12 protein-coding genes are annotated in these 12,111 nt (G+C 37.9%); 4 read left to right on the top strand and 8 right to left on the bottom strand.

The features are described from left to right. Positions 1-192: 192 nt before the first annotated feature. The 5 genes from J2786_RS01370 to J2786_RS01350 all read right to left on the bottom strand — a co-directional run bounded on the left by J2786_RS01370 (position 193) and on the right by J2786_RS01350 (position 5,608). Positions 193-2,661, bottom strand: a complete 2,469-nt coding sequence (locus J2786_RS01370; RefSeq protein WP_047432318.1) for a beta-mannosidase — start codon at positions 2,659-2,661, stop codon at positions 193-195. After that, positions 2,654-3,040, bottom strand: a complete 387-nt coding sequence (locus J2786_RS01365; protein WP_047432322.1) for a GxxExxY protein — start codon at positions 3,038-3,040, stop codon at positions 2,654-2,656. The genes J2786_RS01370 and J2786_RS01365 overlap by 8 nt, the downstream gene beginning before the upstream one ends. Positions 3,041-3,268: 228 nt before the next feature. After that, on the bottom strand, positions 3,269-3,931 hold the full coding sequence (locus J2786_RS01360; RefSeq protein ID WP_047432324.1) for a copper homeostasis protein CutC: 663 nt from the start codon (positions 3,929-3,931) through the stop codon (positions 3,269-3,271). Between the two features lie 14 nt (positions 3,932-3,945). Continuing rightward, positions 3,946-4,506, bottom strand: coding sequence for a hypothetical protein (locus J2786_RS01355; protein WP_047432326.1), 561 nt, complete (start codon positions 4,504-4,506; stop codon positions 3,946-3,948). Positions 4,507-4,612: 106 nt separating this feature from the next. Next, positions 4,613-5,608 (bottom strand): isoaspartyl peptidase/L-asparaginase family protein, encoded by a 996-nt coding sequence (locus J2786_RS01350; RefSeq protein ID WP_047432328.1) that lies wholly within the window; start codon positions 5,606-5,608, stop codon positions 4,613-4,615. A gap of 148 nt (positions 5,609-5,756) precedes the next feature. Here J2786_RS01350 and J2786_RS01345 point away from each other — a divergent pair, with 148 nt between their 5' ends. The 4 genes from J2786_RS01345 (at position 5,757) to J2786_RS01330 (ending at position 9,494) form a co-directional block, all read left to right on the top strand. Continuing rightward, positions 5,757-6,335 (top strand): Crp/Fnr family transcriptional regulator, encoded by a 579-nt coding sequence (locus J2786_RS01345; RefSeq protein WP_310023679.1) that lies wholly within the window; start codon positions 5,757-5,759, stop codon positions 6,333-6,335. Positions 6,336-6,563: 228 nt separating this feature from the next. Continuing rightward, complete coding sequence (locus tag J2786_RS01340) at positions 6,564-6,929, top strand: DUF3302 domain-containing protein (RefSeq protein ID WP_082001976.1); 366 nt, start codon at positions 6,564-6,566, stop codon at positions 6,927-6,929. Positions 6,930-6,934: 5 nt separating this feature from the next. Then, positions 6,935-8,092, top strand: a complete 1,158-nt coding sequence (locus J2786_RS01335) for an HlyD family secretion protein (protein ID WP_047432330.1) — start codon at positions 6,935-6,937, stop codon at positions 8,090-8,092. Between the two features lies 1 nt (position 8,093). Then, positions 8,094-9,494: a TolC family protein gene (locus J2786_RS01330; RefSeq protein ID WP_047432333.1), complete on the top strand. Its 1,401-nt coding sequence runs from the start codon at positions 8,094-8,096 to the stop codon at positions 9,492-9,494. A gap of 52 nt (positions 9,495-9,546) precedes the next feature. Here the strand turns inward: J2786_RS01330 and J2786_RS01325 are convergent, their stop codons facing one another. The 3 genes from J2786_RS01325 to J2786_RS01315 are packed head-to-tail and all read right to left on the bottom strand — an operon-like array spanning position 9,547 to position 12,058. Beyond that, positions 9,547-10,035, bottom strand: coding sequence for a DUF6691 family protein (locus J2786_RS01325; protein ID WP_047432334.1), 489 nt, complete (start codon positions 10,033-10,035; stop codon positions 9,547-9,549). Positions 10,036-10,062: 27 nt separating this feature from the next. Beyond that, a complete protein-coding gene (locus tag J2786_RS01320; RefSeq protein ID WP_047432336.1) occupies positions 10,063-10,626 on the bottom strand; it encodes a YeeE/YedE family protein in 564 nt (187 codons plus the stop codon). 10 nt (positions 10,627-10,636) lie between these two features. Further along, positions 10,637-12,058: an MBL fold metallo-hydrolase gene (locus J2786_RS01315; protein ID WP_047432339.1), complete on the bottom strand. Its 1,422-nt coding sequence runs from the start codon at positions 12,056-12,058 to the stop codon at positions 10,637-10,639. Positions 12,059-12,111: the final 53 nt, after the last annotated feature.

Here is a 12,111-nt window from a genome sequence, read left to right as displayed (position 1 = left end):
TTGAGTTGGAAGGGTAAAATTTATATTTTTTTTGGTAGAATTTCTAATGAAGTTTTTCAGTATTAAACCTTATAGGTTTTCAAAACCTATAAGGTTTAGAGATCTACCTGCCGGAAATTTATAACCCTTGTCAAGGGTTGGCGGCTGACTTCTTAAGAGTTTTTTTTCATATTATCAATTACAATTGACCTATTACTCCTTCATCACATCCCAAAGACTCATTACTTCAATTTTTTCCAAAGGTTTTGAAAGGGTAATTCTTTTTGAGGTTCCCGGCAAGAGATCAAAGAAATTATCACTGAAATGAGTATCTCCAATCAAATAAATATCTTTTGCAAGGACATCTGTTGATATTTCAATTTCAGTGGATGATAATTTTCTGATCTTAATCTCAGGTTTTGAAAGTTTGAGGTCTTTTGGTTTATTAAAAAAGAACAGTTTTTGAAATGTTACATCCTTTTCGGAGCTGATCTTTAAAACGGCTTCAGACAGATTAAACTGTGCCAATTCTGATTTATTTATACTTCTGATTTTCTTACTTACATCGTCATTTACAATCTCTGACTGATTGCTTTTCCAAAGTGTTTTTCCTTTAAAATCAATGAGTTCAAACTTCGTATCAAGTTTCAACTCTTTCATAAGGTCACTTATCAGATAAACGTCATAGCTTTTATCGGTTTCAGCAATTGATACCAACACAGGTTCAAAGCTTCTTTTCGCCTGATAATGGAAGGCTTTCCAGTTTCCGAGATAATCAATGGAAGACCATGAAACTACCGGCCAGCAATCGTTGAGCTGCCAATACAGCGTTCCCATATTATAAGGTTTTGCCCTACGGTGGGCTTCAATCGCAATCTGCATTCCTCTTGCCTGTAAAAGCTGTGAAACATAATTGTATTGTATAAAATCCGTAGGAATTTTATAATCACGCTTCAGGTATTCATTGATAATATCCCAGCCGCGGGCATGCTTTTCATGAGCTTTGATAGTTGGATTCTGAAGGCTCAAATCCGGCGTTCCGGAAAACATTGATTTTGTCGTTTCAAGGCTAGGTGTACCCTGAAAGCCATATTCAGACATGAAGCGTCCTACTTTTTCATTGTAAATTTCAAAGGGCTGCTCACCCCACCAAACGCCCCAATAGTGAGAGTCTCCTTCTGTAAGGCTTTCTTTATGTCCCCAACCAATGGATGGAGAACTCGGCCAATATATATTTTTCTCAGACTTCAGGTTTTCTGCCAATGCATTGGGAATTACCTCATGGAAAAGCTTTTTATAGTCTTTCCACACCTGAAGAGAATCATTTTTTGAATATTTGAACTGTTTCTGATAGCCCCAGTTGACAATGGCTTCATCAATTTCATTATTTCCGCACCACAAAGCAATGGACGGATGATTCTGAAGTCTGTTCACCTGATCTTTTACTTCTTTTTTTACATTGTTTAAAAATGCTTCATCCGCAGGGTAAAAACTTCCTGCAAACATAAAGTCCTGCCAGACCAGGATTCCGTTTTCATCACAGGCTTTGTAAAATTCTTCATCTTCGTAAATACCGCCACCCCAGATGCGGATCATATTCATATTAGCGTCCTTTGTATCTTTGATCAGTTTCTGATATTTTTCCCTGGTCATTCTTGGTGAAAAACTATCGCCCGGAATCCAGTTGGTTCCTTTGATGTACAATGGCTGCCCATTTACCTTAAAATAGAATGATTTTCCTTTTTCATCTTTTTCCTGAATCAATTCTACGGTTCTTAATCCTATCCTGATATTCTTAGCATCAATATTTTTCTGATCTTTGGAAAGCTTTACCTCGAAATCGTAGAGGTGAGCTTCACCGCGTCCGTTTGGTTGCCAGAGCTTCATTCCGGCTGTTTTGTAAGCAACCGATATTGTATTGCTTCCTTTTTTTAAAGATACTTTTTTGTGAATTTTATTTAGATCCAAGATATAATCACCGGCATTCTGAGCATAAATTTCTACGTCGAAACGTAGATCATTGGAAGTGTCAGAAACTCTCTTCTGAATATCTTTGACCGTAATAATTTTAGCATTATTCCAGAATTCAAGCTGAACGTCTTTCCATATTCCTGCCGTAACCAGTCTCGGCCCCCAATCCCATCCGAACTGATACTGTGCTTTTCTTACAAAGCTTCTTGGGGATTCCGGCATGGTAAACGGAACTTTTTTAGCAAGTTCTTTTCCGGTATTGACAGCAGATTGAAACTTAATCTGCAATACATTATTACCCGGTTTTAGATATTGTTTCACAGGAATATTCCATTTCCTGAACATATTGTCTGTTTTCTTCAGCAGCTGACCATTAAGGTAGATTTCAGAAAATGTATCCAATCCGTTAAAAACAAGGTCAATATTATCGTTCTTTAAATCCCGAGAGGAAACTGTAAATGCTGTCTGATAATCCCAGTCTTCATTTTCAATCCATTGTACTTTCTTTTCATTTTCATCTTTAAAAGGATCAGAAATGATCTTATTCTCCATCAAATCCAGATGAACGGTTCCCGGAACTTTCGCAGGAAGCCAGTTTTGATCTTTTGAATTTTTAAACTGCCAGTTCTCTGAAGACAAGCTCCTTTGGGAAAACTGTGCAAAAAGGATATTCTGTGTGAAAAGAAAAGCAAAAAGGATCGTTCTATTCATCAATAAATTTGTTTACAATTCTATGGATTCCGTACTTAATAAGTTCATTATTAAAATTAATAAGTAATCCCAATTTTATATTAGTCTGTTTTAGATACGTCAACACCTGTGAGTGAAAAATAGGGTGTAACTCCAGCACAGATTTAACTTCTACAATAACTTTATCTTCTACAACCAAATCGATTCTGTATGCATTTTCTATAAACACTTCTTTATACTTTAAAGGCAAGGATAACTGTTGTTTAACATTAAGTCCCTGCATCTTTAATTCATAAGCTAAAGCTGTTTCATATGCATTTTCTAATAAACCCACTCCTAAGTTTTTATGTACCTCTATAGCAGCTCCTATTATTTTGTAAGATAATTCGTTTTCGGTCATTCATTTGTGTTTTTTTATTTTAATTATTTTATTTAAACGCAAAGTATTTATTTACGTTATGCAATATTTAAGCGAGCTGAGAAAGAATCGATTTTCAATCGATTGGATGAAGCAAATGTATTTATTCTTAAGCTTAGTCAGTGGCTTTGCCACATCTTTGCTTCCTCAAATTATACTACAATTTCATTTTAAACTTTGCGTTTAAACAACTGCCAAAATACAACTATATTATTTATTCTTCAACGCAGCCATTTCATCCGCGTTGGCAAAAGCACCACCATCCGTAATGGCTGAAGAATGGAAGTAACCCGCATTGGTAATTGTTCTTATCTCTTCAATATTGGATGAGCGAAGTCCGCCTCCTACAAGGATTTCTATTCTTCCATCGGAGAGCTCAACCAGTTTCTTAAGGTTTTCTTTTCCATCAGATACATTTGGTTTCTGGCCGGAAGTAAGAATGGTGGTAAAACCACATTCAATTACTTTTTCCAACGATTCTTCCAGACTCGCAGCACGATCAAAAGCACGGTGAAAAGTACATGGAAGTGGCGCTGCCAATTCTACTAAGGCTTTATTCTGTTCAATATTAACCTCATCATTTTCATCCAGAATACCGAAAACAAAACCATCTGCCTGTAAGGATTTTAATTGAATCAAATCGTTTTTCATCTGCTCAAATTCTGAATCCGAATACGTGAAATCACCTCCTCTGGGACGGATCATTACAAACATAGGGATTGTAATTTTTTCACGAAGTTTTTTCATGGTTTCGAAGTCCGGAGTAGTTCCACCTTCACTCAGGCCATCACATAATTCTATTCTGTCTGCCCCATTTTCAAAAGCAATGATCGCTGATTCAGGATTAAAACAAGCTATTTCTATTTTTGACATTGTATTGTATCTATTTAATTTGACTTTGGTTCGTCCTGCAGTACATCTGCAATCAGAAAGGAACCGTTTTCTTTTACTACTTTTATTACTGACGGATATTCTGCTTTAAAATTTTTGTCTGTCAGCACTACATTGAATAGATATTCATCTTTTGAGGAGAGTTCTAAATCACAGCTTCCAACTTCAATTTTATCCCAGTCCTGTGCTGTAATCAGGAAGCCCGCTCCAACACCTGCTTTACTTACATCAAATCTGGTTTTCCATTTATCCTGAAATTCTTTATCGGTAAGACTTCCATCAACATCCAGATCAACATTCATCGCATCCATTTTATAATCGAAGTAGTCTTTGGTTGTGATTTTCCGCATATTCTTTTCTTCACTTCCGATGTCTGCTTTAAAATAATCGACAATACTTTTTTCCAACCATTTTTTAGCAGCTTCAGCTTCATTGGGCTCATTATGCAAAACTACTTTTTCTTCTGTCTGTACTGATTGGGCATCTGTTTTTATCTCCTTCTTTTCTTCCTTGCAGGCAATAATAAGAAATAAGGAAGCGACGATCGTTCTTTTCATATTTGTTTTTATGTTTTGGCTAAAGCCAATGGGTATCTTTTATTTGTTTACATGGGCTTCCTTCGTCTATGCTCAGGATTATAGCCCATTCCTATTGAATTTTTAATTATTTCAAAGCAAATTCGGGAGTTTCAAGGCGGTTTCCTTTCTGATCATGCACGGCAAAGTTGAATCCGTCCTGAATACAGTAAGATCCATATTCTCCCTGTTTATTGATGGCAATAAAACCTACCTGAATATCTTTCAGATTTTTGTTTCTTCGCTGATTGATTTTTACAATTCTGTCCACGGCTTCTTTACAGGCTTCCTGTGGATTTCTGCCCTGTCTCATCAACTCAACCACCAGGTGCGTTCCTACTGTTCTTATGACCTCTTCACCGTGGCCCGTTGCTGTAGCTGCCCCCACTTCATTATCTACAAACAAACCTGCTCCGATAATGGGGGAATCTCCTACTCTGCCGTGCATTTTGAAAGCCATTCCGCTGGTAGTACAGGCTCCGGAAAGGTTCCCCTGTGCATCCAAGGCGATCATTCCTATGGTATCGTGGTTTTCAATATTGGCAATGGGCTTATACTGGCTGGTTTTTAACCATTCTTTCCATTCTTTTTCTGATTCCGGAGTGAGAAGATTTTCTTTTTTAAAACCTTGTGAAAGGGCAAACTGTAATGCTCCGTCACCTACCAGCATAACGTGGGGTGTTTTTTCCATGACAGCTCTGGCAACCGAAATGGGGTTTTTAACATGTTCCAGACATGCTACAGAACCGATATTATAATTCTCATCCATGATGCAGGCATCAAGTGTCACTGTACCATCTCTGTCCGGACGTCCTCCATATCCAACACTTCTTTCTTTTGGATCTAATTCTACGAGACGTACTCCTTTTTCTACCGCATCCAAAGCTCGTCCTCCTTTTCCAAGGATAGTCCATGCTTCTTCATTGGCTTTTAATCCAAAATTCCAGGTGGAAAGTACGATAGGTTTGTTGATGATTTTTTTGTTTTCAGGCAGTTCTCCGGCCATTAGCTCCAAAGGGTTAATGGTAAGTGCTGCGGTTGCAATTCCCAGTTTCTTGATAAAACTTCTTCGGTTATTGTTCATTGTATGTAAGAATTATTTAATACAAAGCAAATATCTTAAAAAAATCCATTGAAAATGGTGTCGTTTTCTCACTATTTTTCTTTGCTATTTTTTATTATTTTTATAAAGGTTATTTTAATTAATATTTATGTTTAAAACATTTAGAAGAATGGATTGCTTTAAGGAATTATCGGATGAAGAAATCCAGATCCTTGCAGGCATCAGTACTCCCAAACTTCTTCGAAAAAAAGAAAAACTATTAGAGCCTGGTCAGCCGTTTAATCATTTATTTATATTGACCGGCGGCCTGCTAAGATTTTTCTTTGACGATGAAAACGGAGTTGAAATCAATACTTTTCTGCCCTCAGAAAAAGAGGTTGCCTTTCTGGAGAGTCCGGAATCTTATTCCCCTGAAGGTACAAAAAAGTATACCATACAAGCTGTCATCGATTCTCAAATTTTTCTTTTTAATAAAGGCGAATTTGAGCAGATCGCATTTCAGCATAAAGGAATTTACAATTTATATTTAAAATCTTTAAAACAGATTATCAGCATCTTATCTGCCCGTACAGAGCAGTTCTGCAGGAGCTCACCGCTTTCCCGCTATGAAGATTTCCTGAACAATCATCCGTTTGTCTGTCAAAATGCAAACAGAAAGTATATTGCTAATTTTCTGGGTATTACTCCAAACTCTCTTTCCCGTATTACGGCCCGCGACAATAAAAAAAAGAATCAAGGAAAAAAATAACTTAAGAATACTTTTAATTGTTCCATTCAGTATAATTTTGTCCGGTCAAAAACTTGTTCTTCACATATAAAAAAACCAAATGAAAAAAAATATCAACATCTTCAAAGCATTCCACCGTATAGAATAGTCTTTACATCTTAACAGGATTAAAATATGATCGTCCGGATATTCCTCCGGATCTGAATCTGTATTTTCTTAAGTCAACATTTTATTACCATTTTATATTTTATGCAAAGAATAACCACCATTCTCTGCCTGTTACTCGCATGCAATTTTGTACAGGCATCTACAGGCAATATTGAAGACAAAATAGCCGACGGAGCGTCCTGGCTTATCCTATTTGTACTGCCTGCTGCCGGAATTTATATCTTCTGGAAAGCTCATATTTATCCGGAAAAAGTAGCAGAAAAGAAGAATCATCCTCAACTGAATGCTATCAAAAGCATGTGCCTTCTTTCTCTAATCTTTGGTGGTCTGTTATGGCCGGTTGCCTTAATCTGGGCCAACTATAACTATGGAAACCAGACGACGACTGAAGAAGAAACAGACAACAAGGATTTACCTGAAGAAGAATTTAAACCCATCGAAAATTAAAAAACATGCTGGAATTACTAGTCGCAATATATGCCGGAATATGCTGGCTTCTCATTAAAAAATTAAAACTGATCCCATGGACATTTACCACACAGGTAATAGTATATTCACTACCTATTTTCGGATCTATCGCTTTGATCTTAAGTTTAAATTATTTCTGTCCCATTACCTCTGATGTAAAGGTAGTAAACCGAAGTGTGGATATTACTACTCAGGTTTTAGGAAAGGTAAAGAAAGTATATGTGAAGACCAACCAGGAAGTAAAAAAGGGAGATACTCTATTTGTAATTGACAGAGAACCTTATCTACAGGAAATTAAATCACTGGAAGCTAAACTGAGCAGTATGAAAGCTACCGTACATTCTTATGATGCAGATATATCAGCATCAAGAAAAAATATTATGGCATTACAGTCGCAGCTTGATCTTGCCAGCAAAAGAGTCTCTCAATACCAAGAACTGGTACAGGCAGGAGCAGCCAACAAATTTGATCTGGACCAGGCTATAACCAATGTACGTGATCTGCAATCCAGAATCAGTGCTGCCCAGTCACAACAGCAGTCACTGGAAACAAAATCCAATGCTTCTTATGGTGGCGAAAACTCATCAGTGTCTGAGATCCAGGCTAAGCTGGAACAGGCCAAATGGAATCTTTCCCAAACCGTTGTCCTCGCACCTACCGATGGTGTGATTCCGAATGTTCAACTGAATGAAGGAGCAATTATGGCACCCTTCAAATCTGCATTTGTTCTGATTCAGAAACAGCAGTCAGTCATTGGATTCTTTGCTCAGAACGAGCTTGAAGCCGTACAAAAAGGAAATGAAGTGGAACTTGCTCTGAAAACCGAACCGGGAAAAGTAGTGAAAGCCAGACTTGAATATGTGATTGATGCTACAAGCCAGGGGATTATGAATAATGCCGGAGGAATGCTGGGCGGAAACGGTACTACAGCCGGACTTCCTGATACGGCAAGACAATTACCGGAAACCGATGGAAAGCTTATTGCCAAGTTTATCCTGGAAGACAGTCAGAAACAGCTCACAGTGGGAGCAAGAGGAGCAGCAGTGATCTATTCTGATCATGTAAAACCTCTTCATCTTATCCGAAAAGTAATGGTTCGCATCAACAGTAAGATCAACTTCCTGATTCCTAAACTTCATTAACATGTACAAAAAGTTAATTTTAGTGAGCGTATTGGCTGTAAGCTTAAGCTCATGCATCGGTTATAAAGAAGCTACAAAGGAAAACATAGATCAGCTTAAAGAAAAGAGCGAAATTGCTTCTCATCTACAAATACCGGATGACTGGATTTTTGACAGAAAAGCAAATGCAAAATCAATTTCCTATGACTGGATCAATGATCTTAAAACTTCTCAACTGGAAGCACTGATTAATGAAGGCATGTTGTATAATGCGGATCTGATTATTGCCAGAGAAAAGCTTAATCAGGTTGAGCTGGCAATGGAAATTGCCGGAAGTGACCTGTATCCGAGTGTAAGTGCTGTTGCCAACACGTCCAATAATCTGGTCAGTGGCAGCCAGGTACAACGTCTTGCATTAAAAGCCAATTGGGAAATTGACCTTTGGGGTAAGAATAAATCTTCACAGATGGCCAGCACCAGCAGTTATTTTTCTGCAAAACATCAGAATACACTGCTGCATCAGTCTATTGCCGGGATGATTGCCAAAGCTTATTTTCTGAATATTGCAGGAAACATTCAGGAAGATAAGATTGAAAGCTATATTCAGATGACCAAAGACCTGGAAAAGCTTTATATCATTCAAAAGAAAGTAGGAACGGCAAATGCTATCGATGTTTCCAATATTTCTGCCGAAATTATTTCCCTGCAGGGTTATCTTGAAAAGATTAAAAATGCCAATATGCAGTCGAGAAGATCCCTGGAACTTCTCACCGGAAAATATCCGGAAGGAAAACTGGCAACCCAGAATTTCTTTACTCCTGTGAAGAGTAATATTCCTGAATCTTTCCCTCTGGAGCTTCTTGAGAACAGGTCAGACATACAGGCAAGCCATTTTCAGATCGAAAAAGCATTTTATGAAGTACAGGAAGCTAAAGCGGCAAGACTTCCTTCATTAAGTATAAGCTCTTCTCTTGGCAGTGCCGGAAGTAATGTGGAAGCCATTAATTCTTTATTTTCCAACCCTTTGTTGAAAGTGGGCGGAGGATTGGTTTCTCCCCTATTCAACGGTGGAAAGCTTAAAAAGAATGTGGAAGTAAAAAACTCCCAGCAGAAGCAGGTTGTTGAAGAATATTCAAAAGCTGTTCTGAATGCATTGAATGAAGTGGAATCTTCTTTAGCCAATCTCCGTTCTATTGAAAAGCAGATGACGTATACAACCAACGCTGTCAATGAACTGAAAAATAATATTTCTCTTACTGAAAAACAAATAAAGGTCGGTACCAGCAACAGTTTCGTACTGATCCGTAAACAAAGGGACCTATTGAAAAATGAAATGAACCTCATCAATCTGGAACTTCAGTACAGAATAGAGCGTATAAATCTTTATATGGCTTTAGGTGCGGAGAACTTCATTTATTCATAATTTTTATACTTGTGAGACTGCAGAAATAATCTGCAGTCTTTTTTATCAAGTGTCAATGAGGCAGTTTATCTCTGAAATAGCCATATACCCATGTTCCGGCAACAGCGCTCAGCAAGGTAACAGATACTGCTAAAGCTCCTGTTCCGATCTGAGCAAACAGAGGACCTGGGCATGCTCCTGTAATTGCCCACCCAAAGCCAAAAATCAATCCACCGTAAATCTGACCTTTATTAAACTTTTTAGGGGTCAATGTAATAGGTTCTCCATACATTGTTTTTATATTGAATTTTTTAATCAGCCCTACGGAAATCATTCCCACCAATACGGCACTTCCAATGATTCCGTACATATGGAAAGACTGAAGACGGAACATTTCCTGTATCCTGAACCAGCTGATCACTTCTGCTTTTACGAAAATAATTCCAAAAATAATTCCTGCAGCAAGGTATTTCAGGTTGTGATACCATTTGTGAGTAAGGATACTTTCGTTCACACAAACAGCATCCTGATGACGTATATCTTGTTCTTTTTCTTTTATCATAATGTAAACTTCTCTTTTTAAAATTATTTACAGGGACAGAATAACAGGCAGAATAATATTTGCCATTAAAAATCCACCGATCATGAAACAGACTGTTGCCACCAAAGACGGCCACTGTAAGTTGGAAAGCCCCATAATGGCATGTCCGCTGGTACATCCTCCTGCATATCTTGTTCCGAAACCAACCAAAAATCCTCCCACAACCATCATGATAAATCCTCTGAGAGTCAACAGGCTTTCGAAATTCATCAATTGTAACGGAACCAGATTGCTGTAATCTGTAATTCCGTAGCCTGCCAGTTCAGTTTTAAGGTTCTGATTTACGATTACTTCATTGGGATTAACTAAAAAATGGGCCGCAACCATTCCTCCGAAGAAAATTCCCAGGACAAAAAACAGATTCCAGGCTTCTTTTTTCCAGTCGTATTTAAAAAAATTCACATTGGCAGGGATACAGGCGGCACAGATATGCCTTAGTGAGGAACTGATTCCAAAGGATTTATTTCCCATTATCAGTAAAGCAGGCACGGTAAGTCCAATCAACGGGCCGGCAATATACCACGGCCAGGGTTCTTTTATAATCTCCAGCATTTTTTTATTTTTAATCTAATGTACTTAAAATTTTAGTCTGACATACAAAATCGCTTTTGGGAATATCTGTAGAGGCAATCGCTTTAAAACCTCCTTCAATTTCTGAAAAGTTTCTGTACCCTCTTGCCTGGAGAATACTCGCTGCCATTGTACTTCTGTAACCGCTTCCACAGTGCATGTAGAAATGTTCTGTTGGTTCTATCTTATGAATCCATTCATTGATATAGGCCAGAGGTTTACTGTATGCTTCATGAATATGTTCTGCATGGTATTCGCTTTCTTTTCTTATATCAATGATTTTAGCTTCTTTTTCTTTTATTTCAGTTTCAAACTGTTCTGCAGAGATACGGTTGACAAAGTCCGTTTCTTTTCCGCTTTTTTTCCAGCTTTCAAAACCACCATCCAAAAAACCTAGAATATGATCAAATCCTACCCTGCTCAACCGGGTTACCGTTTCTTCTTCAGATCCTTTTTCGGTAACGAGCAGAATAGGCTGGTTTACATCAGCAATTAAAGCACCTACCCAGGGAGCAAAATCACCATCCAAACCTATATTGATGGACTGCGGGATAAAGCTTTTGGCAAAATCACGGTTGGATCTTACATCTAAAATCAAAGCACCTGAAGCCTCAGCAATTTCCTCAAACTGTTCCGGGGAAAGAGCGTGCAATCCTTTCGAAAGAACTTCATCAAAACTGCTGTACCCTTTTTTATTCATCATTACATTCATTCCGAAATAAGCCGGCGGAGGTAAAAGTCCATCTGTTACTTCTCGTATAAAGCTCTGTTTATCCTTTTGATTCAAAGCATAATTGGTTCTTTTTTGGTTTCCCAATGTATCTACGGTTTCTTTCTGCATATTTTTACCGCAGGCTGAACCGGATCCATGAGCTGGATAAACAGTAATACCATCATCTAATGGCAAAATCTTATGGTACAGACTATCATACAAAAGTCCCGCCAGCTCTTCCTGAGTCATATTAGCTCCTTTCTGTGCCAGATCAGGACGTCCCACATCCCCAAGGAATAAGGTATCTCCACTAAAAAGAGCGGTTTCATTACCAATTTCATCAATCAGCAGGTAGCATGAACTTTCAAGAGTGTGTCCTGGTGTATGAAGAACTTTGATTTTAATATTTCCTATTTCAAATATCTGCTGATCTTCTGCAATAATGGCATCAAACTCAGGGTGAGCTGTCGGGCCATAAACAATCGGAGCTCCCGTTTTATCGCTTAAGTCCAGGTGCCCGCTTACAAAATCTGCGTGAAAGTGGGTTTCAAAAATGTATTTTAGCTCTACTCCATCTTCTTTCAGTCTATTGATATAAGGTTGTGTTTCTCTTAAAGGGTCAATAATTACAGCTTCTCCTGCTGAGGTAATATAGTAAGCACCCTGTGCGAGGCATCCTGTATAAATCTGTTCTATTTTCATTGTATTTTATTTTTTGATTATTTTATCTGATACAAATTTCCTGCATTCCTTTT

The organism is Chryseobacterium vietnamense (assembly GCF_031454475.1).
GTDB classification, from domain to species: domain Bacteria; phylum Bacteroidota; class Bacteroidia; order Flavobacteriales; family Weeksellaceae; genus Chryseobacterium; species Chryseobacterium vietnamense.
This window is presented reverse-complemented; position numbering and strand designations above follow the sequence as displayed.

Bases quoted from the DNA above. Each gene is read 5' to 3' on its own strand.
- J2786_RS01365 (WP_047432322.1), bottom strand. From the start codon at position 3,040: ATGACCGAAAACGAATTATCTTACAAAATAATAGGAGCTGCTATAGAG.
- J2786_RS01345 (WP_310023679.1), top strand. From the start codon at position 5,757: ATGGATTGCTTTAAGGAATTATCGGATGAAGAAATCCAGATCCTTGCA.
- J2786_RS01355 (WP_047432326.1), bottom strand. From the start codon at position 4,506: ATGAAAAGAACGATCGTCGCTTCCTTATTTCTTATTATTGCCTGCAAG.
- J2786_RS01360 (WP_047432324.1), bottom strand. From the start codon at position 3,931: ATGTCAAAAATAGAAATAGCTTGTTTTAATCCTGAATCAGCGATCATT.
- J2786_RS01330 (WP_047432333.1), top strand. From the start codon at position 8,094: ATGTACAAAAAGTTAATTTTAGTGAGCGTATTGGCTGTAAGCTTAAGC.
- J2786_RS01370 (WP_047432318.1), bottom strand. From the start codon at position 2,661: ATGAATAGAACGATCCTTTTTGCTTTTCTTTTCACACAGAATATCCTT.
- J2786_RS01335 (WP_047432330.1), top strand. From the start codon at position 6,935: ATGCTGGAATTACTAGTCGCAATATATGCCGGAATATGCTGGCTTCTC.
- J2786_RS01315 (WP_047432339.1), bottom strand. From the start codon at position 12,058: ATGAAAATAGAACAGATTTATACAGGATGCCTCGCACAGGGTGCTTAC.
- J2786_RS01340 (WP_082001976.1), top strand. From the start codon at position 6,564: ATGCAAAGAATAACCACCATTCTCTGCCTGTTACTCGCATGCAATTTT.
- J2786_RS01325 (WP_047432334.1), bottom strand. From the start codon at position 10,035: ATGATAAAAGAAAAAGAACAAGATATACGTCATCAGGATGCTGTTTGT.
- J2786_RS01320 (WP_047432336.1), bottom strand. From the start codon at position 10,626: ATGCTGGAGATTATAAAAGAACCCTGGCCGTGGTATATTGCCGGCCCG.
- J2786_RS01350 (WP_047432328.1), bottom strand. From the start codon at position 5,608: ATGAACAATAACCGAAGAAGTTTTATCAAGAAACTGGGAATTGCAACC.